This is a genomic window from Prochlorococcus sp. MIT 1303 (genome assembly GCF_001631965.1).
Classification (GTDB): Bacteria; Cyanobacteriota; Cyanobacteriia; order PCC-6307; family Cyanobiaceae; genus Prochlorococcus; species Prochlorococcus marinus_D.
Genome location: NZ_LVHK01000042.1, coordinates 153,166 through 176,959, shown reverse-complemented (window position 1 = coordinate 176,959; position 23,794 = coordinate 153,166). Strand labels below are relative to the sequence as shown.

The 23,794-nt window shown below is 48.0% G+C and carries 23 protein-coding genes; 7 read left to right on the top strand and 16 right to left on the bottom strand.

Going from position 1 to position 23,794, the window contains the following annotated elements; all coding sequences use genetic code 11:
* Positions 1-9: 9 nt before the first annotated feature.
* Positions 10-822, bottom strand: a complete 813-nt coding sequence (locus tag PMIT1303_RS07230; RefSeq protein WP_063398133.1) for a VanW family protein — start codon at positions 820-822, stop codon at positions 10-12.
* 166 nt (positions 823-988) lie between these two features.
* On the opposite strand from PMIT1303_RS07230, the gene PMIT1303_RS07225 reads away from it, so the two are divergent.
* The 4 genes from PMIT1303_RS07225 to PMIT1303_RS13790 all read left to right on the top strand — a co-directional run bounded on the left by PMIT1303_RS07225 (position 989) and on the right by PMIT1303_RS13790 (position 2,758).
* Entirely contained in the window at positions 989-2,185 is a 1,197-nt protein-coding gene (locus tag PMIT1303_RS07225) for a ParB/Srx family N-terminal domain-containing protein (RefSeq protein ID WP_063398132.1), read from the top strand.
* Positions 2,182-2,388: a hypothetical protein gene (locus tag PMIT1303_RS07220; RefSeq protein ID WP_063398131.1), complete on the top strand. Its 207-nt coding sequence runs from the start codon at positions 2,182-2,184 to the stop codon at positions 2,386-2,388. The genes PMIT1303_RS07225 and PMIT1303_RS07220 overlap by 4 nt, the downstream gene beginning before the upstream one ends.
* A 119-nt stretch (positions 2,389-2,507) precedes the next feature.
* Positions 2,508-2,621: a hypothetical protein gene (locus PMIT1303_RS13795; protein WP_231901387.1), complete on the top strand. Its 114-nt coding sequence runs from the start codon at positions 2,508-2,510 to the stop codon at positions 2,619-2,621.
* Complete coding sequence (locus PMIT1303_RS13790; protein WP_197459788.1) at positions 2,621-2,758, top strand: hypothetical protein; 138 nt, start codon at positions 2,621-2,623, stop codon at positions 2,756-2,758. The genes PMIT1303_RS13795 and PMIT1303_RS13790 overlap by 1 nt, the downstream gene beginning before the upstream one ends.
* Before the next feature lie 218 nt (positions 2,759-2,976).
* Here the strand turns inward: PMIT1303_RS13790 and PMIT1303_RS07215 are convergent, their stop codons facing one another.
* The 6 genes from PMIT1303_RS07215 to PMIT1303_RS07190 all read right to left on the bottom strand — a co-directional run bounded on the left by PMIT1303_RS07215 (position 2,977) and on the right by PMIT1303_RS07190 (position 7,265).
* A complete protein-coding gene (locus PMIT1303_RS07215) occupies positions 2,977-3,249 on the bottom strand; it encodes a DUF3303 domain-containing protein (RefSeq protein ID WP_041385049.1) in 273 nt (90 codons plus the stop codon).
* A gap of 79 nt (positions 3,250-3,328) precedes the next feature.
* A complete protein-coding gene (locus PMIT1303_RS07210; RefSeq protein WP_063395345.1) occupies positions 3,329-3,670 on the bottom strand; it encodes a DUF1330 domain-containing protein in 342 nt (113 codons plus the stop codon).
* A gap of 214 nt (positions 3,671-3,884) precedes the next feature.
* A complete protein-coding gene (locus tag PMIT1303_RS07205; protein ID WP_063398130.1) occupies positions 3,885-4,151 on the bottom strand; it encodes a hypothetical protein in 267 nt (88 codons plus the stop codon).
* On the bottom strand, positions 4,144-4,416 hold the full coding sequence (locus PMIT1303_RS07200) for a hypothetical protein (protein ID WP_063398129.1): 273 nt from the start codon (positions 4,414-4,416) through the stop codon (positions 4,144-4,146). The genes PMIT1303_RS07205 and PMIT1303_RS07200 overlap by 8 nt, the downstream gene beginning before the upstream one ends.
* Before the next feature lie 987 nt (positions 4,417-5,403).
* Positions 5,404-5,844, bottom strand: a complete 441-nt coding sequence (locus tag PMIT1303_RS07195; RefSeq protein ID WP_063398128.1) for a hypothetical protein — start codon at positions 5,842-5,844, stop codon at positions 5,404-5,406.
* Positions 5,845-6,674: 830 nt separating this feature from the next.
* A complete protein-coding gene (locus tag PMIT1303_RS07190) occupies positions 6,675-7,265 on the bottom strand; it encodes an alpha-ketoglutarate-dependent dioxygenase AlkB (protein WP_063398127.1) in 591 nt (196 codons plus the stop codon).
* A 103-nt stretch (positions 7,266-7,368) separates the two neighbouring features.
* Between PMIT1303_RS07190 and PMIT1303_RS07185 the strand changes: the two genes are divergently transcribed.
* Both PMIT1303_RS07185 and PMIT1303_RS07180 read left to right on the top strand, forming a co-directional pair.
* A complete protein-coding gene (locus PMIT1303_RS07185) occupies positions 7,369-9,039 on the top strand; it encodes a bifunctional aminoglycoside phosphotransferase/ATP-binding protein (RefSeq protein WP_231901386.1) in 1,671 nt (556 codons plus the stop codon).
* Positions 9,040-9,535: 496 nt separating this feature from the next.
* Complete coding sequence (locus tag PMIT1303_RS07180; RefSeq protein ID WP_063398126.1) at positions 9,536-12,730, top strand: glycosyl hydrolase family 18 protein; 3,195 nt, start codon at positions 9,536-9,538, stop codon at positions 12,728-12,730.
* A gap of 431 nt (positions 12,731-13,161) precedes the next feature.
* Here PMIT1303_RS07180 and PMIT1303_RS07175 read toward each other — a convergent pair whose 3' ends face one another.
* The 4 genes from PMIT1303_RS07175 to PMIT1303_RS07160 all read right to left on the bottom strand — a co-directional run bounded on the left by PMIT1303_RS07175 (position 13,162) and on the right by PMIT1303_RS07160 (position 17,113).
* Positions 13,162-13,662, bottom strand: a complete 501-nt coding sequence (locus PMIT1303_RS07175; protein WP_063398125.1) for an outer membrane protein — start codon at positions 13,660-13,662, stop codon at positions 13,162-13,164.
* 475 nt (positions 13,663-14,137) lie between these two features.
* Positions 14,138-15,031: a homoserine O-succinyltransferase gene (locus PMIT1303_RS07170; protein ID WP_011825963.1), complete on the bottom strand. Its 894-nt coding sequence runs from the start codon at positions 15,029-15,031 to the stop codon at positions 14,138-14,140.
* Between the two features lie 14 nt (positions 15,032-15,045).
* Complete coding sequence (locus PMIT1303_RS07165) at positions 15,046-16,374, bottom strand: O-acetylhomoserine aminocarboxypropyltransferase/cysteine synthase family protein (RefSeq protein ID WP_063398124.1); 1,329 nt, start codon at positions 16,372-16,374, stop codon at positions 15,046-15,048.
* A 43-nt stretch (positions 16,375-16,417) separates the two neighbouring features.
* Complete coding sequence (locus PMIT1303_RS07160; protein ID WP_063398123.1) at positions 16,418-17,113, bottom strand: hypothetical protein; 696 nt, start codon at positions 17,111-17,113, stop codon at positions 16,418-16,420.
* Between the two features lie 16 nt (positions 17,114-17,129).
* Between PMIT1303_RS07160 and PMIT1303_RS07155 the strand changes: the two genes are divergently transcribed.
* Complete coding sequence (locus PMIT1303_RS07155) at positions 17,130-18,197, top strand: transglycosylase SLT domain-containing protein (protein ID WP_063398122.1); 1,068 nt, start codon at positions 17,130-17,132, stop codon at positions 18,195-18,197.
* A gap of 305 nt (positions 18,198-18,502) precedes the next feature.
* Here the strand turns inward: PMIT1303_RS07155 and PMIT1303_RS07150 are convergent, their stop codons facing one another.
* The 5 genes from PMIT1303_RS07150 to PMIT1303_RS07130 form a co-directional block, all read right to left on the bottom strand.
* Positions 18,503-19,318, bottom strand: a complete 816-nt coding sequence (locus PMIT1303_RS07150) for a CDP-alcohol phosphatidyltransferase family protein (RefSeq protein ID WP_063398121.1) — start codon at positions 19,316-19,318, stop codon at positions 18,503-18,505.
* A gap of 164 nt (positions 19,319-19,482) precedes the next feature.
* Positions 19,483-20,529, bottom strand: coding sequence for an SDR family NAD(P)-dependent oxidoreductase (locus PMIT1303_RS07145; RefSeq protein ID WP_063398120.1), 1,047 nt, complete (start codon positions 20,527-20,529; stop codon positions 19,483-19,485).
* 391 nt (positions 20,530-20,920) lie between these two features.
* Positions 20,921-21,169 (bottom strand): hypothetical protein, encoded by a 249-nt coding sequence (locus PMIT1303_RS07140; protein ID WP_063398119.1) that lies wholly within the window; start codon positions 21,167-21,169, stop codon positions 20,921-20,923.
* 111 nt (positions 21,170-21,280) lie between these two features.
* Positions 21,281-21,829: a DOMON-like domain-containing protein gene (locus tag PMIT1303_RS07135; protein WP_231901385.1), complete on the bottom strand. Its 549-nt coding sequence runs from the start codon at positions 21,827-21,829 to the stop codon at positions 21,281-21,283.
* A 20-nt stretch (positions 21,830-21,849) separates the two neighbouring features.
* Complete coding sequence (locus tag PMIT1303_RS07130) at positions 21,850-22,965, bottom strand: phosphotransferase enzyme family protein (RefSeq protein ID WP_063398117.1); 1,116 nt, start codon at positions 22,963-22,965, stop codon at positions 21,850-21,852.
* Positions 22,966-23,794 lie beyond the last annotated feature (829 nt).

Below are 23,794 nucleotides of genomic sequence, written 5' to 3'. Positions count from 1 at the left end.
ATCACGGCATCATGGCGCCGCTTTCAGCAACGGCTCGTACATCATGATCGCGTGATTTTCCACCAGTAGCTGTTCCGTCTTACCACCATCGGATGCTGTGCAGATCCGATAGAGCTGATTGTGTCTCGAATAGCCGCCCCAGATCTGCTGCTGGATCCTGTGATGACGCTCCTCGACGCTGTAGAGGCAGTCGTAATCCTCATCACAGCAGAGTTCACCATGCAGATGGATGTCATCCAGCCATAGATGAATCGCGAAGCAATAGGGCGTGTTGTTGGTGATCTGCAGATCCACATAGTTGTACGCCAGCGTTGCTCCGGCACCAAAGGGAATGGTTCGATTCACATCCGGGAACACATCAAAACCATGCCTCCAGCGCTCCGAAATCGTGAGCGGACTGTGGGCCGCCATCCAGAACAGCAGATTTCCCAGCTGACAAAGCCCTCCACCTGTCCCCCTGGAGATCCTGCCCTGATTCAGCACCAGACCCACCAGATAGCCCTTCCGTCTAGTGGGTCGTCCGACCAGCTTCCACACGGACATTGTTTCCCCCGGATGAATGAGGATTCGATCCAGTTGCGCAAGCGCTAGCTCCAGATTCCTGCGCTTGTTGTGCTGAAGCACCATATCCACATCCCTTAAAGGGCGCAGGATCAGAGACTGATGGCTGAATTTGCGGTGGCTTGCCGCCAGGACGTCGCGTGTTGTAGCCCATTGCCTGGAACCGAACAGCCAGTTGGCTTTGCGTCTGGCGATGTGATATTCCCGGCCCAACAGTTGTCGAACCCTGCTGCGGTGAATCGGTTTGGGAATTTCAAACATCGCTGAGCCCTGAGTTATCTCGTTTTGAACCGACCAGGCTGTTCATTCTCACAAGACTGGTCAAAGGCGAGGATGGCCAAAACGATCAGGCCTGTAAAGCAGCCATGGCTATTATTTCCAATAAATCATAAAAAATGTAGCCTTTTTACAACGCATCATTGACCTCATGAAAACGAGCAAAAATGATGTTCTCGAGCTGGAACTGAGTGAGATCAAGGCAGGACAACCAGCGATCGGTAAGGACCAGGTTCTCTACAAGGTTGGGCGTTACGACGGCGTGAACTGGATTCTCGAGGCTGGATATCCGGTGCAGGGACGAACATTCAGTGATGATGAAAAAATGTTTGATGATGTTGCCTACGCCAACGGCCAAAAGTTTGACAACGCAGTGATTGTCAGGGTTGACGATTCAACCCCAGGAAATCCAGACAGCTATTACGTCTATAACGAGAACTGGGAGAGAGTGGCACCCGGCACCGTGACCAACGCCATGAAAACAGTGGTGATCGGCCCCGACAAAAAACCTTACCTGACTGATGGGCACCACACGCTGAACACTTTTTCACAGATGAAGCGAGGAGGATTTGAAGATTTCAAGATCAATCTAGTTGTGGAAGCTAATTACTCAAATCTGAAAGATAAGAATAACAACGGCAGTTCCATGGATGAATTCTGGATAGAAATGGCCAACAGCGGCAACGCCTGGCTCAAGGTTCTCAAAGAAAACGAACCCGGATACCGTTATCTGAATGGTGTGGAGGGAGAGCAGGATGAATACATGGTGCACTCCGTGGACCTGGACAGGTTCAAGGGTCAGCTGCCAGAAGAAATGAAACCGGAGGCCTTCAGGAATGACCCCTATCGAGCCATCATGAATTTCACAAGAGGAATCGCATGGGAGGCGCCTGAAGGAACAAAAGCTGATGGATTACCCTTCCTTGAATTTTACTGGGCGGAAGAAATCCAGAATGCCATTGGCGATGGCAATAGCGCTCTTGATGTTCATACAGAGGCCTCTCCATACAACCTCTCCGATCTCGACAGTTATGTCTCGGCAGTGCAGGAGATCTCCAACTGGATCATCAATCTTGAGCCGGATACCATCATCGGCACCAGTGTTTTTACAGCCAGGGAGATGGGCCAGAAAACAGATATCGATGAAGGGAAATTAAACACCCTGATCGATTCCGGCAAGACGCTCGAAGCCTCATCATCCGATGAAAAAGACGCCGTGTCGATGTGCCCAGTTTCGGAAAACTCGGCTACGCCTGGGCGCAACGGAACGGAGGAAGCGAATGCAACGACAGGCTCACGGGCCTTCCCGGACCAGACCTCTTCGTACTGTCACCCGGAAACGATGTGATAACGGATTTCCGTATCGGCGAGGATTCCATCAGCGTTGCGGGAACTCCTGACCTGCGCTTCAGACAGACAGGAGAGGGACTGTTGATCAGTGCCGGAGACGATATCCACACCTTGCTTCTGAATGTGCAAAGGGATGTGTTTCTGGCGCATGAACCGGCCCATCTGCATATCATTCCAGCCCAGGACAACAACCTGATCTGATCTTTACTGTTCTGCTGAAGGCACAGATCAGATCATTCGCTGCAGTCCCGAGTTGATGATTCAGGGCCCGAAGCACACGTCGTTCTGATGTCGTCGTCTACCTGAATGGTCTGCCGGTCGTGTTTTTGGAACTGAAGAACCACGCCGATGAGAAGGTAGACATCTGGGCAGCGTTAACCAACTTCAGACCTACAAGGACAACATCCCAGACCTTTTCACCTCCAACGTGCTGATGGTGATCAGTGATGGCACCTATGTCCGTGTCGGGTCGTTGTCTGCTTTAAGAGAGCGCTTCCAGGAGCTTTCTCTCACTGGTGTCATCAGCAGTGTTCCCGCGCATGAACAGGCGGCTGTGGATCAAGCCGGCTAGCACACCGGCTAGCACGACGGTTATGCACAGCAGAGCAGGAGCCATGGGGAAAGAGGCGCTTCGTGCAATGAGGATGCATGCGTTTGTCTTACCCTCCCCCAGATCGGGGAGGGTTGGTGAATATTCAGTGAGAAAGAGGCGATATCAGCTACAGCTTCCCCAGGCCCCTCGGAGGTTCCAACTGGGCTAGGACTTTGCATCACTCCTTGCAATAGAGGTTAGCTATAAACCTTTGCAATCAATGGGCCTGCCTGATCATCCGTGAAGACGGGAGTCACGTCCCAGTCAAGGAACTCAGCCCACTCAGCTGCATGCTCATAGCAGACTCCAGCGTCGTTGGTTTCGACAATGATCCAGCCTTGTACAGAGCCTGGTGCGTGAAAGCGCTGCCAAGACTTGCACTCAGGCATCGGGGCACCTGTCGCAAGGAACTGACGAGCTGCTTTCTCGTGATAGCCAGTTTTAAAGCTCCAATGCATCAGAAAGGTCATGTCAAACAAAAAAAGCATCAGCTTTCTAGTCGATTTACATCAAAGGCGATGTCACCCAAGTAACAGTTTCAAGAAACGACTACTTACCCATGGCTCTCCTTAGTTTTGCTGCTTCATCCATACCTTCCATGATCGTGAAGGTTGCATTCTCTGTGGCTGCGTAACGGATTTTGCTTAGCTCTTGATACTCAGCTGATTCATAAGCATCGACTGCTGCTCTCATCGAAGGGAACTCACAAATAACTGCCAAGTTCGCTCCTTCTGTCTTCTCTTTCCCTTGAGGTTCTGTGTCTTTAGCAAAAACCACTCCACCAACTTCTTTGAGCCAAGGTCCAACCTTCTCAACGTACTCAGCAAATAAAGCTGGATTGGTGACTGTTGAAGTGCTGATCCAATAACCCTTAGCGCCTTTCTTGTCCATGCATAGCTTCTAGAAACCCCTAGAGCATCGCACTTTATTCGTGTATTGGGTTTGTTACCAATTTTGTGGTGGGTCCCCATAGGGAAGCGGTTTCAACAGATAAGAGCTGGGGTCGAGGCCGGAGTGACAATTGCTAAGTCGGCGCCTGAGGCCCACCAACAGCCACTGGAGAGCGGAGGCCCCTCGATTGTCAGCTTCGGGAGGCATTCTGTCTTTATCGAGCTTCGTCGTCTTCCGGAGGTATTGGCGGAGGAATTGTGCCTGAGCCTTCTAACGCGTCTCCGACCAGAGCAATCTCTTGAGGAGTACTCGGCAGGTGGAAAACACCAGAAAGCAGATCACACGCATGATCACGCAAAGTGTCGTCTCCAGTCTCTTCGCTAAATCGAACAGTGTCTTTGATCAGTTGGATCAACTCAGCGTCAACCTCATCGGCCGCTTGCCAGCGTTCGAACAGCTCAGCGAAGTAGGTCTCATTCACCGTCTTCAGCTTCAGACATTTCGAAGGTGATCCCTGCTGCCTTCATCTCCATCTCCAGCTTGAGCAGGGCTTTTTTATCAGAGCGCTTCCCAGTGGGGTGTTCAAAGGGTATCTGCGCTTTATAGATGTTCTCTTCCGTAGTTTTCGAGACCGCCAGATAGAAAAGATCAAAGGCCGCCAGATGATGGGCGAGCCCGCCTTGCTGAAAACCAGATCGATGGATCCCGATGTGGATGACACAAGGGAGTGATGGCAAAGACTGCATAAAGTGGGCTGGAGGGCCACGTGAGCCCAGTGGTGAGAGTCGTTTCACCCCCTCTGCCCCTAGACCAGTGGTGGAAAGTCAGGGCTTTGGTTTTTGTGCGAGAAGTTCTTTCAAAATCTCCTTTTGCCTAGCAGCTGCGAGTCTGTAGCCCCTTTCGAGATCTGTTGCTGTGGGTTCCTCCTTGGGAGCATCTTTTTTGTTTCGACGACCGAATATCCCAGTTATGGACTTACTGAGCATTTAGGAGCTGGAAGGCTTGCTCAGCTGATGGTCTCATATGGTCAGCGATGGCAAGAACAGGCGTAAGCGTGCGCAGCGTGAGAAGAAATAGCTCGAGAACCTTATTGCTGAATATCAAGACAACGGTGAGCTATAGGAGCCAAGCGCGAGGCAGTATTTTTCATCGATTCGATCATAGGTGAACAACACGCAAACTAAATCTCGCCCTAAGCGAAGGCCTCTGGACGATGCCTAAGGATGCGTTGGATTGATCGATGGATTTTTAGTCACGAAAACCGTACCTGTGACGTTTAAGACGGGATGTCTATCGCCGACCGGCCCTGGTTCTCACTACCTTTTTGGTTCGCTCGCACCATCCAGCTGCATCAAATTGTAGGGGTCTTGAGGAGATCAATCATGTATTCCCTATTCGATTAAAACGACATCCGATACCTGGCACAATTGAGATCATTCGATGCCTGGCTTTGGTCGCTTTAGAGCTAGCCAATATACTCCAGACACTTGAGATGAAGCAAAACCAAGCCTTTCAATTCTTATCTCTACTGATACATCTATTTCTTCAAAGTAACCACCAAAGACTTCGATCTATATCAGCATCCCGGATACCATCGACTTGTCTATATCTCAATGCAGGCTGATGACAATACTCAGGTATCTCATTTAACCGAACGACCAAATCACATTGATTTACTTGAGAAAAGTAAATCGAGGTTAATCAATAGACAATTGGAAAAGCAATCAATCCGCTCAATAGTTCTGAATGCATTGGTAAGTGGTCTTGAGCATTGACGAAGGCAATGTAAAAGCATACTTAAGAGCTTCTCCTGCTCGACGACAACCTTTTAATGTAACCATCGGGATTGACTGAACCGCCAGCGATTCGGATTCAGCCAATGGAGTTTTAAAGCTATTTATTAGGGCGAGTCTTTTATCGTAGCTAATGCTATCAATCTCCTTAGCATTTACGCCCATTGATGCAAGAATTTGCTCCTGGTCAATCACTACCTCCTGCTGCTGTTCACTAACCACACTTGATTCAAGCTGATTATCTTCCACTTCGTAGGAAGTCATAACTATAACCATAGTGTATTCCTCACCAGCCTCTTGAGCTTCTGCAGATGCTGTTATCAACAAGGGGGCGCAGATTGCTGTTGCTGCTGCAATCGTGAGCAAAGGTTTAAAGTGCATTCTTGTATAGAGGTGCTTAAGAGAACGTTACACTTTGATTTGCTATCCTGCAGCATAGCCACATTGTTGTAAATATTTTGTAGCATCTTACGCAATACCGGCTCGTATTGATAACGCCTTAAGAATGTAAATCGTCGATGTCAATATCAATAGTATTCAAGCAGAAGTATCCAGGCTTGATTAGCCAGCCTGGCACAATCTTATAAAAACTTGAAAAATACTGGCGATTCGTTGACTAACAGAATCAATCAAATATCGCTATGTAAGAGTTTACGATGCAAATAGGATAAAAGGCTATTCTTGCTATAAAGCATGCCAGTCACCACGAACACAATAAACATAAATTTCATTGCTACTTCAGACACCAAGTACACTCAGACAAAAACGATGGAACGAGAGAGAGTAGTTAGAACCTTGGCAAGGGGCCAGCAAATGCAGCTCTTACAATCTTCATCAAGACCGCTAACACTGCCTAATCAGCCATCCGATACATAACACCTACTTGCAAATTAAATACTCAGGCTGGAGTGCATTTGATCGAAGCCTGCTCTTCCAAATATTAGACGAAACTGAAAAACTGGCCATCGACTTCTCATCTCTAATCAATATCCCTATCTCCTCAAGGAATCTCAGAACTTGAACTGAAGATCACCATCTGTCATTCCATTTATTTTTCTAAATCTCACCGCAACTCCATATCAATCTTCTGGCATTCGATTGAGGCAAATCTCCCAAGCCCATGGTAATTGATATTATTTATTTGCATCCGATTTGGTTGTAAAATAGAATTGATTGACCACAAGTATTCTGTTGAGCTATAGACCTTGGCTTTAGATAAAGCTACGGAAGGTAAGGTTGATTCTTGGTTGAAGCACTCTCTTTCGTCTCGGTAACGCATGTAGCCATTCTTTTTGACATTGAGGGTGCATAATCAACAGATCGCCGCCTTGCAAATGAAGCACTTCCCGCAACGGTTGATGGCGATGCTTGAAACAGAAATCCCTTGTTGCTCCCAGTGACAAGGAAGCGATCTGTGTGTTTGGTTCAATCTCAGCTTCATCATCCGCATGCCAACCCATGCGGTCGTTGCCATTGCGATAGAGATTCAGTAAACAACCGTTGAAGTTTTCCTTGCTGGCCGCATTCACTCGCCTGATCAAGGGATAGAGCCAATCAGGCAATCCTTTGCCGCGATGGCTTACACCGCTGTAGTGATAGTTGACCCCCTCAGCTGCCAAGAAGGCCGTCAGTCGTGGGACAACATGATCACGTCCGTAGACTCGAACAACCGGTTGCTCCCAAGCCACACCGTCTTGTAGTCGATGCAGCCAGGATCGAGCATCAGCGCAGTTCAACCAATTGGCCATCCAAGTCCAAGGTCGAGCTTCTGCCCAACTGTGTATTTGTGATGGCTGTGCCATTGAGCTCCTAGCCAACATCATTGAACAGAACCATGTTGGCTTTATAGATGGCGGAGAGTAGTCACAGATGCCAGTGTTGAGTCATAGCTGAAACACTCCGCGGGTGACCACGACCAAGCAAAACCAACCCGCTTTGATTCAGGCATTAATGAAGCCAGAGGCTTATCCACATCCGGTGAAGGTTGTGGAGCTTGTCGAGACCCACATTTCCTGGGTGCTTCTGACCGGTTCCTATGTCTACAAAGTCAAAAAAGCTGTGCATTTTGACTTTGTAGACGCCACCACGCTGAAACAACGCCTTCATTTTTGCCAAGAGGAGCTGCGCCTAAATCGTCGCTTGGCTCCAGACCTTTATCTAGGTGTGACCAGGATTCTCGAATCAGTTGATGGCGCCAAAGTTCTCGATGAAAACTTTGAATTGAATGATCCATCCACAAAGGGTGTGGTTGATGTTGCGGTGAAGATGCGTCAGTTCCCTGCCTCTCGTCTTCTCAGTGTTTATCTGAGTGATGGGGTTTTGAAGACTGAATCCCTAAAAAGACTTGCTTTCGAACTTGCAGAGTTTCATCTCAGTGTCAAAACGGCCGTTGCAGTTGGTGATTTTGGTGGATTTGATGCGGTAATCAATCCTGTTCATGCCAATTTGCGTGTGTTGGATCAATTGACACTTCCTGAGCCATTAGAGCTTTGGCTTGAGCAGCATCGAGCTTGGATTAAGACGATTCAGCCAGAACTGGCTTTTCGTTTCAAACAACGTCTCAACGCAGGAGTCATACGTGAATGCCATGGCGATCTTCATGTAGGCAATATACACTTAAACAACGATGAACGTTTAGAAGTCTTTGATGCCATTGATTTTAATCCAAGTCTTCGTTGGATCGATCCGATTAGTGAAATGGCATTTCTAGTGATGGATTTTGAGGTACACGATCATCAGGGTGATGCCATGGTGATACTCAACGAATGGCTTGAGCACACCGGCGATTACAAGGCTCTTGATCTTTGGCCTTGGTATTCGGCTTACCGAGCGCTTGTGCGCGCCAAAGTGAGTGGCCTGCAATGGCAGCAACTCTGCTCCCAGAGTCAGCATCACTCTGTTGATCAGCAACATCTTCAACGGCTGCTTAAGGATCTCAACCTCTACATTCAGCGGGCAAGAGAGGTCCAGCAAACAAAATCAGCCGGTATTGTGCTGATGCATGGACTCAGCGGTAGTGGTAAATCCTTTTTGAGTGAGCAGCTCTATCAGCAGTTGCCAGCAGTACGATTGCGTTCAGATGTTGAACGTCAGCGTGCTTTCGGTCGCCGACCGCTGCACAAGCTGCTTGGCTTTGAGAAAGGAACGATGACAAGTGGTGGCATTGCACCACTTTTTCAAGGAGACCCTTATCGACCTGAGGTCACCCAGTGGTTGTTTGATCAATGCCTACCGGCATTGACTCAAAGTTGCTTGAGTAGTGGTTACACCACAATTGTCGATGCCACCTTCTTACGCGAACGAGAACGACAGCGAATGTTTGTATTGGCGCGTCAACAAGGATGCCCGATTGCCATCGTGGCCTGTGAATGTAGTGATTTCACAGCTCAGCAGCGTATCGCTACAAGGATGGGGATTGGAACTGACCCCTCTGAGGCAGATTTAAGCGTGCGTGAACTGCAGAAAGCGTGGATTGAACCTCTAACAACTTATGAGCAAGACTTGACGGTTAGGGTTACGGAAAAAACTCCGATCAGCATTGGCCTAGAACGGCTACGTGTTTTGCTGAATCCTTAGTGCATCCGATACACTTGGCTTTTGCAATAGAGTATGACTTTGGTTCTCTTGTGGGGAGAAAGGGTGAAGATTCTTTGGCCATAGATTTCTGCTTTTGTATTGCTCTACGATCAAGACAGGAAATCTAACTAAAATATGATTTACTGAGCTTACCTTTTGGCTCATTGACCATTATGATTCAGCAATCTTCTTAGGCTCTAAGTTTCATAATCGACAAAATCCTTTTCGCTGTTCTGTCGATCTTCCCTGTTGTTCTGTTTTTGTAAAATTGATGGCTTAAGGTATTTCGCATACCGTTCATAATAACGATATTCTGTTTCGTGTATGTTTGCTCTTGGTATTCACATTTAGAAACATCTATGACTGTGCTTTTCTTGCCTTAATTAACTCTTAGAAGCTTCTGAGAATCATCTGAATCATTGAAAAACCCTTCACTTGTAGGGTTTTCTTGCGCTGTATTCAAGACAAGAATTCTTGGGTTAGCGTATTTACTGCAATGGCATTTGAACTTGGTGGGCAAACCTATGCGGTTAACGCCTCAGGGGCAGACATCACGGGCTTCGATCCATCTCGCGATCGTCTTGATTTTGGCGATATTTCTGTACACGGACTAATCCTTGGCAAGCTTGTCGATGACACGGCGGTGCTTGTTAATCCTTGGCAGGATAGTGATTATCAAAGGATTCTTGATCACAACGGCAATGGAATTAGCTGGAACCAGTTAACGCTTGAAAATTTCGCCCCGGTTGGAAATGAACACTTGCGGGAGGACATCGGCGGTGTGATGTCCTGGGAGTTGGGTATCGGTCCGCGCGAGGCGGACACGGTCTACATACGTTCCCATGAATATGGCGTCCATGAGCGGGTCGAGAACTTTGATCCCCAGACCCAGAAGCTGAACTTTCTCTATCTAGGCACACGTGAGCGCTTGTCATTGACCGACACCGACGAGGGCCTACTGATTTCAGTGGACCCCTCATCACAGAGCTTGCTGTTGGTAGGAGTGAAGCGTACTGATTTGTATGCAGGCAACCTGGAGTTCCATTTTGACCAGGTAATGGAAGACAACCTTGAGGAACCCTTTGGGGTTGCTGAGGATGCCGTCAGCCTGGTGAGTCGGGAGTTATTGCTGACACCGCAGTCAATTGGAGGTGCAACGACCGATGGCTACCAGGTGCGTTCTGGCCAGTTGGTTCAGGCGGCTGAAACGCTAACCATCAACGAGGTTGACCTCAGCATGCATCACGGCACGGATCACAGCGATATGGATCACAGCGCCATTGAGTCTGATATGCCTACTGGTAATGGCGCGTTGGTCAGTAATGGTCCGCTGTCGCTTGAGGTGAGTGGTTCCTTGTATTGGGGAGGCATGAGTGGAAAGCTAACGCTCACAAATTCCGGCAATACAGATCTAGATGGCTGGTCGGTGTCCTTCGTGACTCCGCATACAAACTTCCAGAGCTGGGCTGGAGATGCTCAGATTGAGTCGTTGGCGGATGGTACCAACAGGATCACATTGACACCTGCATCCTGGAACCAGAGCATCGCAATTGGCCAGAGTATCGAGGTGAGTTTCAACGCTCAGAGCGTGGGTCTGCCAAATAGTGGCAGTTTGAACAGCGAACTGTTCTTTGCTGACGGTCAGACACAGATGCCATCAGGCGGCATCACTGTTGAGGCGGATCCTATGCAGCCTCAGGAGGCTGAGACGTCTAGTACCGCGACGACCACTGATTTTGAGCCTGAGACGGGGACCAACGGAGATCACAACCAAAACGATATGGATCACAGCGCCATTGAGTCTGATATGCCTACTGGTGATGGCGCGTTGGTCAGTAATGGTCCGCTGTCGCTTGAGGTGAGTGGTTCCTTGTATTGGGGAGGCATGAGTGGAAAGCTAACGCTCACAAATTCCGGCAATACAGATCTAGATGGCTGGTCGGTGTCCTTCGTGACTCCGCATACAAACTTCCAGAGCTGGGCTGGAGATGCTCAGATTGAGTCGTTGGCGGATGGTACCAACAGGATCACATTGACACCTGCATCCTGGAACCAGAGCATCGCAATTGGCCAGAGTATCGAGGTGAGTTTCAACGCTCAGAGCGTGGGTCTGCCAAATAGTGGCAGTTTGAACAGCGAACTGTTCTTTGCTGACGGTCAGACACAGATGCCATCAGGCGGCATCACTGTTGAGGCGGATCCTATGCAGCCTCAGGAGGCTGAGACGTCTAGTACCGCGACGACCACTGATTTTGAGCCTCAGACGGGGATCAACGACGACGCGCATCCGTTGGAGATGTCTTCTACGGCCATCGCAGATGGGTCTAAGCGGATCGTGGGCTATTTCGAAGAGTGGGGTATCTACTCCCGCGACTTTTTGGTGCAAGACATCAATGTCGAAGACTTGACCCACATCAACTACTCCTTTTTCGATGTTAAGGCCAATGGAGATGTCAACCTTTTTGATTCTTGGGCTGCCACCGACAAGCGTTACAGCGCCGAGGAGCAAGTTAGCCGTACCTTTAGTGCCGACGAGTGGGCCGCCCTGGACGATTCACGTCGCTCCAGCTATACGTCTGGTTCTGAATTTACGACTCGCACCAATGGGAATGGAAGCGTGAGCGTGAGTGGTGTACCAGTGGGCTGGGACGTTAACGGTGAGCTTGCAGGCAACCTGCGTCAGTTTGCCCTTTTGAAGCAACTGAATCCCGACATCAATCTTGGCCTTGCCCTTGGTGGTTGGACCTTGTCCGACGAGTTCAGCCTTGCCTTTGATGATGTGGCCGGCCGTGAGCGGTTTACTGACAACGTCATTTCAACACTCGAGACTTACGACTTTTTCAATACCGTTGATTTCGACTGGGAGTATCCAGGAGGAGGTGGTCTTAGCGGTAATGCTTCCAGTGATCAGGACGGCGCCAACTTCGCGGCGACGCTGAAGGTTTTGCGTCAGAAGATGGATCTCCTCGAGACTCGTACCGGCGAGGACTACGAGATCTCAATTGCTACCGCGGGAGGTCAAGAGAAGCTGGCTAATCTCAATCTGCCAGCAATTGATGCTTACGTCGATTTTTATAATGTGATGACCTATGACTTCCATGGCGGCTGGGAGTCTGTTACAGGACACCAGGCTGCGATGACGGCTGATGCTGGTGGTTATGACGTCGTGACTGCCATTCAGCAGTTCAGAAATGCTGGAATAGCTCCCGAGAAGGTGGTATTGGGAGCACCGACTTACACGAGGGCATGGGGTGGCGTCGACAGTGGTGAAAAGCTGGGTTATGGCGAGCTGGGCTCTGCAAACTCTGCTCCCGGTTCTTATGAGGCTGGCAATTATGACCAGAAGGATCTCGTTACTGGCATCAATAATGGCTCCTATGACCTTGCCTGGGACGACGATGCCAAGGCTGCCTATCTCTACAACGACCAGGAACAGATCTGGAGTTCGATCGAGACACCAAGCACAATTGCAGGTAAAGCTGCTTACGTCGATGCCGCTGAGCTGGGCGGAATGATGTTCTGGGCATTATCCAGCGATAGTTCTGGCGAGCAGAGCTTGATTGGTGCTGCGTCCGATCTTCTTCGTGGCGGGGTCTCTCCTGATCTGGTTATTGCACGGAGTCCTGGTTTCGATGTTGTGTTCGGTGGTGATGGGCAGTTCAACATCAGCGACTTCACCACTCTTGCTTGATTGCCGATTTGATGGGCTCTATCGACAGACCGTCTTTTTACATCTTTAGATAGAGTCAGAAGGGTTTCACGATGGTCTGAAAGATGAACTGCCTTTTAAGCAAGTAAGGCGATGATTTATTGATCACCGCCTTGGAGACATTAATACAATTGTGACTTTCCAAGACCAAGCGGACATTCTTGATGAGGTTGGTACGTCATCAAATTTCTATTTTTTTGTAGCTATTCAGAAGAATGATTAGCAACAGTAAACACTGATGGGGTTCCTTTTGTAGATAATCAGCTAATGTTCTAGCGCTACCTAAGCATAGCAATCGTCGGGGTTGGTTTTGGTTGTATATTTCAATGAGATGCTTATGAAGCTGATGGATTAGACTTTCTGGCAATATGAATTATTTAATTTTTTACTGTAGATGACTTTTAAAGTAATTACTAGAGTCGGATGCGAATGCCGGCATCCACACTCTGTTGTAAATGGTCCCCAGTTTTAGGATTGTCGCTCCATACATCGATAGTATTGCCTCCATTAATCCATACAATGCGGTAACCCAAGTAAAAACTGGTATCCTTGGAAAGCTCATAGGAAATTCCAGCCTTGCCTTGGCCAGCAAAGGTTGTTCCTGAAGCTGATCCTTTGTGAACACCATTCATCACATTGTATTGACTGAAGGCAAATCCTAATCCTCCACCGATATAAGGAGTAAACTTAGAATTTGTTTTAATATCCTTGATTACATTGAGTTGTACTAAATTAGTCGCCACTTGCTCTCCGTCATTCCAAGTTTTTCTTCCTAGTATTTTGAATTTGTTCGTAGCTGTTGGGTAAAGCCCTAAATATTCACCTTCGAGACGCCATGCACCCGGGAAGATATAACCGATAGCAATATTTGGGCCTATTGTTTTTTGATTTGATACGATTCGTCTGATATTCAAGGGGCCGAGTTGTTGGTACTCTCAAGAGACATATTGCTAGTTAAGCCTATAGACAGTCCTAACGAAGTGTAGAAACCGCTGTTTTCAAGATTGCGCTCTCTGCTTGATTCAGTTATATTCTTTTGCTCGTATTGCTCATTGATAGGCTCTGATATGACTGGTCCAGGCATAATCAATGCCGAAAAGATCAGGCAAGTCGCAAATCTTTTTTTGATCATTGGGTGACTGATGGTGAATGGCCTTGTTTTAATACTGCTTTAGCAGACTGTAGCCTTATAGGCAAAGAACTGTTTTCATGTCTGCCATGTTTTTTGATTGCACCAAATGGATTTGGCTTGGTTGTATTTATAAGTCAAGAAAGTGTGCGAGGCCTGAGGAAGATCCCCTATATGTCGTGCTTTTGACGATCCATTGATAGAGACTTCTTGACTCTTTTGGTTATTTTTTTTCTATATGTCGTCACTCTGACAACATTTCAGCCAAGCAAGCTGACTCTTTGATAGCAGAACCATAGCCAGTGCTGAAATAGTAGATTTCGATGTGATCGCCATAGAGTTAAAGGGTTGTCTGGATTAAAGTTTTCAGGAGGCTGAACATCACCTCGCGCTTGATCACGTTCCATCTCTGTTAACAGGCGCCCCGCGTTGTACTCCGGATGGCCAAGATGCACCAGTTGGCGTTGATCGGTGGTTTCAAAGATCGTGTAGCCAACCTTCTCACCATGGGCCAGTAAACGTAGACGTCCCTGTCGTTGTGCAGCTTCCATTGCGCCATCAGGTAACTCCGCATGGCGACTCTGCGGACACACAAATCGATCGTCTTGAGTGCCCATCAGGGCATGGCCGGGGACCAAGCTGCGCATTGGGAACACCCCGAATAACTTTTTGCTAAATGACTTTTTATCGACACCTTCGAGATAGGCCATGGCAAAACCAGCCCAGCACAAGCCAAGCGTGCTTGCACAGTTCTGCCGTGCCTCTTCGATGATTTTCACTAGCTCTGGCCAGTAGTTCACCTCCTCAAATGGAAGATGCTCAACTGGTGCTCCAGTGATGATCAAACCATCAAGAGGACTAGGCTCCATCGCTTCCTCCCAGCTCACATAGAGATTATCGAGATGAGCAAGGTCCCATGTTTTATAGCTATGGCTACGAAGCCTTATCCAAATTGGTTCGATCTGTAGTGGGGAAAGCCCTAGGGGATGCAGCAGATTGAATTCATACTGCTTGCCCAGGGGCATGATGTTGAGGATTCCGATTCTTAATGGCCGGATGTCCTGACGTTCTGCAAGTTCCGGCTCTATCCATGAGATCCGGTTCTTCTCCACCGCGGCGATCTTGTGATAACTGCGTGGCAGGATCAGCGCCATCGATGCCTCCAGTCTCAGCTGATGACCGCTAGGGCCTGTTCAAAATCAGCCTTGATGTCTTCGATGTGTTCAAGGCCAACAGATACCCTAACCATTGTGGGAGTGACTCCTGCAGATTCCTGCTCTTGAGCAGAAAGTTGTTGATGCGTGGTCGATGCAGGATGAATCACCAAGGTCTTGGCATCACCAACATTGGCGAGATGGCTAGCTAATTCAAGACCATTGATGAAGCTCACGGCATCATCAAAGCCTCCTTTAAGGGAGAACATCAGCATGCATCCCATGCCTCGATTCGTTAGGTATGTTTTGGCTTGTGCGTGGTATGGGTCATTTTTCAGGCCGGGATAGCTGACACTGGCAACCTTGGGATGATCCTGAAGCCATGTAGCAAGAGCCATGGCATTGGATGCATGGCGCTCCACTCGCAAACTCAGTGTTTCGAGCCCTTGCAAAAGTAGGAATGAATTGAATGGACTAAGAGCTGCTCCCCAGTCGCGCAGTCCCTCAACTCGAGCTCGCAGTGCAAAGGCCACATTGCGATTGCTTGGAACGCCGAGCATGGAGCAGATGTCGCTGCCGAACCCGAAAGCATCCCAGTGCACCAGACCGTGATATGCCGCGCTTGGCTCACTCATTAGTGGGAACTTGCCATTGCCCCAGTTAAAGGTGCCAGCATCCACAAGCACTCCACCAAGGCTGGTGCCATGGCCTCCAATCCATTTGGTCGCACTTTCCACCACCACATCAGCGCCATGCTCTATGGGCCGAAGCAAAGCACCAGCTGCTCCAAGGGTGTTGTCAACAATTAAAGGGATTCCCATGTCTTTTGCTAAGCCTGAAAGGCCTTTAAAGTCAGGGATATTGAAGCGAGGGTTCCCCATCGACTCCACATAAATTGCTTTTGTGTTGGCATCGATTTGTGTGGCAAAGCTATCAACATCATCACCATCTGCAAACTTCACATCAATGCCAAGGCGGGGAAACTGCACCTTGAATTGATTGTAGGTTCCTCCATACAAGAAGGATGTTGAGACAAGATTGTCACCAGCCTGCATGCAGTTTGTAATTGCCAGGAACTGGGCGGATTGTCCTGAAGCTGTCGCTACAGCAGCAATCCCTCCCTCAAGAGCCGCAACACGCTTTTCAAACACATCCGTCGTGGGGTTCATTAGACGGGTGTAAATGTTGCCGAATTCTTTAAGACCAAACAGGTTGGCACCATGTTCAGCGTCATTAAAGACATACGAACTGGTTTGATAAATGGGTACAGCCCGTGAGTTCGTGACAGGATCAGCTACCTGGCCGGCATGAAGCTGGAGGGTTTCGAAGCGATGTGAAGTCAACTACACGTAAACAGGAAGGTCCCTTCTTTCTAGCAACTTAGTTTCAGGCGCGGTTCCAGTCGTCAGGTAGATCAGCTTTATCTGTCTTGGCTAAGGATGGAAGTGTTTCGCGAATCAAGGGCACCAATTCGGCCCTCACTTCCTGGCGGAAGCCTTCGACCACAGAGGCATTGAGTATGGGATAGCTCTGATCGGCTGCAGTGTCTTCTTCTCTTAATTGGCGCCATTTTGTCGGCTCTTGAGCTTTGAGAGCGTTGAGGGGGGCCTGAAAATCAAAACTCACCACAAGGCCCTGCTCATCAGCCAGCTTTGATGCACGGTTAGCAATCGATTCACGTACAGCATCGAACTTCTTGGCCTTCAGGGTGTCTGGTAGGCCGAGAACAGGTTCGTAATAGTCGAGAGCTCGCAATTCTTCTTCCAGCAGGATCGGCCATGCGCCACGAGCGTTCTCTTCAAGTGCGAGAGTTAACTCTGCTTCATTCATGGCCTGGAGATAGAAGCGGAGCCTGCGGTAATAAGACTTGTCCTCAGTGGCTTTTTTGGCTGCAGCCTTGCCAGTAACGATTGCTGGCAGAGCAGCTTCAGCCTTTCTTAGGAACTGGCGGTCCTCTCGCTCCAAGTTCATTGCACCCCAACGCTGCCGGTAGTCCCATAGCTCCGCATAGCGGGCTACGTCCTCGCTGGACCAGCCAAGTTCTTTGAGCTCATCAGCTCGGTGAGTGGATTCCTTGGCCACGCGAGGGTTTCATGTAATGGACGGCAGCGTAAGCGGCGGCGGGCTGATCAGTGCCATCGAGCCTTTGTTGGTTAGTTCCGGTAGCGTCATCTTTGCCTTTGAGTTGGTTGTCATGAGGAAACGCCACCTCGCTCTAATGCTTTTCAGCGCTGGGGTTTTAAGCCTCATGGGTAGCTTGGCTTTGAAGTCACTCAGTACCACGAATGTTTTTGTGGCGGAACGTCAATCCGCATCAAAAAGTCCGATTCTGCCAAGCGATGCCGATCGGCCACGTATGGCTGATGGACGTCATTACCCCATCGTTCCAGATGATCCGATCAAGCTTGCGGATCTTCTTCAAGAGGTAGAAGAAGCGCTGCTTCAACCATCAACACCTGAAGAAGATCTCCCAAGCCTTGGCCATCAACAACAGCTCATCTACCGGGTGTTGTCTAAGGATCTACCCACTTCTAATAAGGTGCTGGCTCACTTGCCGAGCCGTTGGCGTCATGTGGCTGAACGGCATTTAGCCGCAAGGCGTGAGTTTCTTGCGATGCACAGGAGATCCTTTAGACCTCGCTTAATGCCGGCCTGGAGAATCATTCCGCCCGAGCCTGCAGAGAAGTTATTGAGCTATTACCGCAAAGCAGAAAGTTCAACTGGTATCGACTGGGAAGTTTTGGCGGCAGTGAACCTTGTTGAGACAGGAATGGGCCGCATCGATGGTGTCTCTGTAGCTAATGCTCAAGGACCGATGCAGTTTTTGCCAACAACTTGGCAAGAGAATGGTATTGGAGAAGGGGACATCCGTGACCCCCATGACGCGATTCAGGCAGCCGCGCGCTATCTAGTACGCCGCGGCGGGCTGCAAGATATCCGTAAAGGGTTGTGGGGATATAACAATAGCGACCATTACGGAAGGGCCGTGCTCGAATACACAGCCTTATTGAAGGAAGATCCGCGCGCATTCACTGGCCTTTATCATTGGGAAATTCACTTTGACATTGATGCTGGGGATTTATGGCTGCCTGTTGGTTATAATCAAAACAAGCCAATTCCTGTGTCTACCTATTTAAGGAAGTTTCCAGCAAGTAGCCCAAGATAACCACTTTGATCAATTCATAATTGTCAGGAGGATGATCAATGGCTAACATAGTATGAATTAGGCCATGAATACTCAATAGCTTTTAATCCCCGCACATGGAGTATCGCTATAACCTCTAGCGATCTAAAGTTATTTGGTTTGACAACTTGTTGACGATGAGATGTCTTTTGTAGGTGGTTCTTGAATTCTGTGATCAATCAATTTAGGGAACTTGCTCTTTGCAGTAAATGTTATTTGGTTGATCTGGAACTAGTAGATTGTGGTTAATATCTCTCCTTCAAGAAAGATTGACTATAAAGTTTAAGCTATAGCCTTGCGGCCCTTTTCTGTGATTTTTTTGACCCTAATATTAAAACACTAAAGACAACCAGTGCCGCGATGATGTTGTAGACGATCAAGAAGATAGGAAAGGTTAGCTCTAGGCTATTGGTGCAGAGAAGTATCGCTATAATCAGTAGTTGGAATCCCAGTCCAAAGATTGAGATTAAGCTCATAATCCAGTTTGGGATTGGGCGAGATCTTGAGTTGGTTATTTGATTGCCCTTGAACATTGTGTCGATAATCCAGTCTTGCCAACCGTAAAAAATTAGATATAGCTTATGAAGCATAAATAACACTCTTGGGTTCTCTTGAGGGTAAGGAATTGGAGATGTTACTTCGGATATACGGCTTGTTTTATCCCCGGATGCCTGATGCCTTTTAATCACATAAAAATAATTAAATATTGTCCCTTGCAGTTGAAATGAGATCCAGGTAAGCGCAATTTTCCAAACAGGTATCATCAGCGGGATGCCAATCGCAAACAACACAAGCCCGTTCAGAATTAAATCATTTATTGAGTCCAAGTATCTACCAGTATGTGATGGTCGATTTCTTGCGCGAGCCATTTCACCATCTGCCGCATCAAGCAAGCTTTTTAATATCAGCAGTGAGCCTGCAAGTGTAAGTGCATAACGATTAAAAATTAGCAGTACACTAACTAGGCCTACTGCGGTAAATAGCCATGTTAATGTGATAGCGCCTATCGATGTAGGCAGCAGTCGTTTTACCAGCCATATTGCCCCTGGACGTGCATAATCTGACAGGTCCCAAAACTTATGTTCAGGGGGGAGTTTTGGCATTACAGTAGTGTTATTGTTGGCTTAGCAGAAATCGCAATAGTTTTACGATCAAGACTTGTCAATCTTTGATTGTGGATTTGAGATACATGCTGCATGTTGTCGCTTCTGCTTTTTGATAATTCAGGGCCTATATATACACTTAATTAGGTCCTCTTGAACAAAGCTTAGCATTGTGATACTGAGGCAGGTGGTAGCTCAGTAGGTAGTCCTATCAGCTCGGCGCTCACTTCCCACAGCGACTTGGCCAGATTGTTGTCCTGTGCTTCCTTGCTTACATTTGCTTCTTCAAAACGGTGCTGCCCTGGACCGTCAAGCCGATTGCTTCGATAGCTAAATGGAGATGTGTTTAACGATTGATCTGTCGCAAGTCTCGACAGTAGAGACCCCGCATTTTCTGCTGATTCGCTAATGCGCAACAGATCTCGCACCACTAGTGAAAAGACCCGCTGACCCCATTCGTTGTAGCGCCGACTGTAGCGAAAGAAGCCTCCTGAGCTGCGAGGTATCACTAGCCCTGGTGCCCAGGCCAGCACTGGTATCTGTATGGAACGCAAACTCAGTCGTCTTGCCAATTCCCGAGCGAACAGTACGTTGCAAAGCTTGCTGTCTTTGTAGGCCTTGTCTGCATTAAAGCTTGAACTGCCATCAATCATCTCAAAGCCGGCTCCGGTTTTGAGACCCGTCAAATCACCTAAGCCAGCAGGCTTGCCAAAGCGTCCGCCAGGAGAATTGGAGTCATGCACCTCGGAAGCTGTTACCACTACACGTGGGCTCATCCCTGCATCTAACAGCGGTAATAGGCGGATGCTCAAGGCCTGATGACCAAGATGATTCACCGCGATGGTGAGTTCGTAGTCCTGAGATGAGAGCTGCGCTTTTGCTGCACCAGTGTATTGAAGGCCAGCATTGAGGATCAAGGTATCGATTGGCTGGCCGATGCTCAATAGCTCATCAGCACACTGTTTGATGCTTTCCAAATCAGCTAAGTCCATGACTGGAGCTGAAACTGGGCTTCTCTCTTGCTGATGTTGAACTGTCTCCTCTGAGAGTTTTTTAAGCGTTGCCGTAGCTGTAGACCGATCTCGACAAGGCAGAATTAGCTGATGTCCAGCACGATGCATTCGAACTGCTGCTTGATAGCCGATTCCAGAACTTGCTCCTGTGAGCAGGATTCGGCGGCTTTGGACTGTTGACGAGGGGGCTTTGGTCATGGTTTGCACCCTATGCAGAAGATGGTGCTTGTTGCCTTGCTCTAGGGGATGGCCTTCAAGGCTGCTACGAGCTGAATTGAATGCGTTGCACCATCCTTTGCGTTCAGACCAACCACAATTCCTTTTTTAGGCAAGAATAAGGCTGGGTAGGAGTTCTTTCCGCCTAGAAGCTAACGACTGTTTTTTGTCTAGTGCTCAGCTCTGCACCAAAGCCGACAACCAAAGTTACGACAGCAACCAGCAGTCCACCCCCATTTAATAATTGCCTCATCTTTGTCATGTCAGCAAGCGGCAAGGATGGCTGCAAGTTGAATGAAAACGATGTTATTAAACATGGTGATCAGAGTCGTTGGTATTTATTTTGTAGAGAAGCGAACCTTTTCTGTCTATCTCACGACCAGCTCTTCTGCAGTTCCTTGATCATCCGCCATATCAGTTCACGCGTATTGGGATGGATTCGTTCCATATCGATGGATGTGCAAGCGCTGAGATTAGCCATTCGTAGACATTGATGAACTAAGGCTGCTTCTCGCATTAAAAGCTGTTTTTTACTGATGTTGCGTGCTGTAATCATGATGGCTACAGTGATGATGATCAAGAAACCGACGGCTGCTTGATTCTTTCGGAATCTATTAGACATGAAACTTCAATGTTTCAATGAAGTTCTGCGAATGCTAAATCTGACTGATCTAGAGCATTGGCATAGTTTTGCTTTTGAGCTGCTGCATTGTCCCCAGGAGGAGTGCACGATTTAGGGTTGAATGAAACTACGGCGGTCATGAAAGTCTGGACCTTGGCCTGTGTGGCGAATGGCCCAATAGCTATAACTTGCATCGGCATGTTTCATTACCGCAGTGAGAGAGAACTCTGGGCAGGAAATACCTGGAAACCAGGGCTGTAAATTGAGAAGCACATCACAGCGAAAATCTTTTGGTCCACCATGGATGCTGATGGTTGGGAGGAGTACGCCGAGCTCTGGTTTGAGTCCGTTGCGGTAGTTCTCAAGGGAGTAAAGATTCCAATTACCACTAGGGGCAACATTGAGTTCCCAGTATTTCTCTTGCCCAGGATGAGCGAGGAATGCCTCGAAGCACGTGTTCGACCAAAGCTCATCACATCGCTGTGGTGAAACTGCAGTGGCTGGCATTTGAAGATCGTTGAGCCCAGCTTCTCCTCGACTTCGAAGCCCATAACTGAGCTCAAGAATCCCTTCTTCATGCCATACAAACTCAGCACTAACTAGTAAGTTTGGTTTCTGCCTTGGTTCATAGGGAACCAGAGTGCACACTTGGCGTGTCATGACAGCATGGCGAGCCATCTTTAGCTTTGGCTCCTCAGGCGCTCTACCAAGCCAACAATAGAGGTCCACTGAGCTTCAATACTTTCCATGAGGCGGAACTGCACCTCCGCGCGATCAAGGTTTTGGTTTGGATGTTTCGTTTTGAAGTAGATGTTGCCATTGAGGTGATCAGTAAGGAAGCGCAAACCAAGTTCAAATGGGATCAATTTGATGCACTCGGGGATGTAGTGATAATCCCTTTCACTCAAGAAGCCTCTTGCTACAGATAGGTATCCATCAAGGATGGCTTCACATAGTGAGAGATCAAATTGAACCTGGCTGATATCGGTAGCTTCCTCTCCTGCTGGATTACAACAGGAACGAAGGCAATCACCAATGTCATAGTGAACCAGGCCAGGCTTGACGGTATCGAGGTCAATCAACCCCACCGCTTGGCTTGTGAGGTTGTCGATCATGACATTGTTGATCTTCGGATCACCATGAATGGGACGTTTCTTTAGTTCACCCCGACAAAGTGCGGCTTCTAGTACATCGACACCAGCGCGACGGCTCTCTATGAAATGCATCGCCGAGCTAAGGCGTGAGTCTCGCTTCAAAGTTGTAACGCTACCACTGCACCCTATGGTTTGGGCGATGTCGAACTGTTGTAAGTAAGCAGGAGTAACGTGAAAATTCTCAAGCGTGTCTGCTAATCCATCGTTGGGGAGATCACTGATGAGGTAATGAAACATGCCAAGTGCATATCCGATTTCTTTAGCGTGTTCATAGTCGCGGAGTACCTCAACAGTTGTAGCGGAGTTGATGTAGGTGATGGAACGCCAGAACTGTCCATCTTGTTCAATCCAATGTTCATCTAAGCCACGGACTGGTAGAACTCTTGGGATCTCCCATCTCCTGCCGGTTAGCTCTGATGGATTTGAGGCTAATTTTCTTTCCACATGTTCAACAAGGTTGAGCATATTTTTCATCACGAGATCAGGTCGATCAAACACATGGGTGTTGAGACGTTGAAGCACAAAGCTCTGAGGTTCAGTACCACTCAAGGCCACTAAAAAAGTATCATTGACGTTGCCAGATCCCAGTACATCGATACTTGATATTTTTCCTTGAGCACAAAACTGACCAGCAATACTCATTAGAGTATTGATGGTCACGAGTGGGGATTTGGCCAAGACTGCTTACTTGTGTCTTTATTAGCAACGATGATGTCTTTTAAAGGCTTTTGCCAGAGAACAGTGTGCGGAAAAGCAGGCGGTGGATCTCCGAAGCTCTCGCCTTGACTTTAAGACTCGATGATTTGCTCCAGGCATCACGCTAGTTCTGCACGGATTGAATTCTTTAGGTTAGGGCATGGTTGCTTAGTGCATCATGCATCATGCTTGGAATGATTGTTATGTTTTGAGTTGGAGCGGCAAGCCTTGTTCAAGATCTAGAGATTGATGCTAATCGTAGTAAATTTATTATGTTAACAGGCTAAGTTTGCGGGTTGGTATTGATCACAGTGTCTGGCTTTCAGGCAATCACTTGATAAGTAATCTATAGTTAATCGAGCTTTATTATTCATCTCGATCAAGGCATGGATAATCTATGACCGCCTACATCATTGGGTTTTGTTAGGTTGGTTGAGTAACCATATAGACCACCTTTTTTATCTGCATATTGTTGCAGCTCTTTCACAGCAACAGTTTCTCCAACTTAACATTATAATCCTTATCTATAGATATGACTCTTGTCTCGCGCGCAAGCTAAAATATTTAATATGGCAGCTCCATTCATCAGGAGTGACCTCTATTGCGAATGTTTCGAAAGAGTTGTTATTCCTCGCTCAACCGATCTGTCAAGGCAAGGTATCTCGCTACACATCTGGAGACAACACAAGAAGCACTTTGCTTTGCTCTATAGAACTTATGTGACCGAGAACTGTGGTGATCTACAGGACTTGCTAGCGCGCCCTTGTCTCTGTAG

Coding starts and splice junctions, on each gene's coding strand:
- PMIT1303_RS07230 (WP_063398133.1), bottom strand. CDS start 822: ATGTTTGAAATTCCCAAACCGATTCACCGCAGCAGGGTTCGACAACTG.
- PMIT1303_RS07225 (WP_063398132.1), top strand. CDS start 989: ATGAAAACGAGCAAAAATGATGTTCTCGAGCTGGAACTGAGTGAGATC.
- PMIT1303_RS13790 (WP_197459788.1), top strand. CDS start 2,621: ATGGTGATCAGTGATGGCACCTATGTCCGTGTCGGGTCGTTGTCTGCT.
- PMIT1303_RS07215 (WP_041385049.1), bottom strand. CDS start 3,249: ATGACCTTTCTGATGCATTGGAGCTTTAAAACTGGCTATCACGAGAAA.
- PMIT1303_RS07210 (WP_063395345.1), bottom strand. CDS start 3,670: ATGGACAAGAAAGGCGCTAAGGGTTATTGGATCAGCACTTCAACAGTC.
- PMIT1303_RS07200 (WP_063398129.1), bottom strand. CDS start 4,416: ATGCAGTCTTTGCCATCACTCCCTTGTGTCATCCACATCGGGATCCAT.
- PMIT1303_RS07195 (WP_063398128.1), bottom strand. CDS start 5,844: ATGCACTTTAAACCTTTGCTCACGATTGCAGCAGCAACAGCAATCTGC.
- PMIT1303_RS07190 (WP_063398127.1), bottom strand. CDS start 7,265: ATGGCACAGCCATCACAAATACACAGTTGGGCAGAAGCTCGACCTTGG.
- PMIT1303_RS07180 (WP_063398126.1), top strand. CDS start 9,536: ATGGCATTTGAACTTGGTGGGCAAACCTATGCGGTTAACGCCTCAGGG.
- PMIT1303_RS07170 (WP_011825963.1), bottom strand. CDS start 15,031: ATGGCGCTGATCCTGCCACGCAGTTATCACAAGATCGCCGCGGTGGAG.
- PMIT1303_RS07155 (WP_063398122.1), top strand. CDS start 17,130: ATGGACGGCAGCGTAAGCGGCGGCGGGCTGATCAGTGCCATCGAGCCT.
- PMIT1303_RS07150 (WP_063398121.1), bottom strand. CDS start 19,318: ATGCCAAAACTCCCCCCTGAACATAAGTTTTGGGACCTGTCAGATTAT.
- PMIT1303_RS07145 (WP_063398120.1), bottom strand. CDS start 20,529: ATGACCAAAGCCCCCTCGTCAACAGTCCAAAGCCGCCGAATCCTGCTC.
- PMIT1303_RS07140 (WP_063398119.1), bottom strand. CDS start 21,169: ATGTCTAATAGATTCCGAAAGAATCAAGCAGCCGTCGGTTTCTTGATC.
- PMIT1303_RS07135 (WP_231901385.1), bottom strand. CDS start 21,829: ATGACACGCCAAGTGTGCACTCTGGTTCCCTATGAACCAAGGCAGAAA.
- PMIT1303_RS07130 (WP_063398117.1), bottom strand. CDS start 22,965: ATGAGTATTGCTGGTCAGTTTTGTGCTCAAGGAAAAATATCAAGTATC.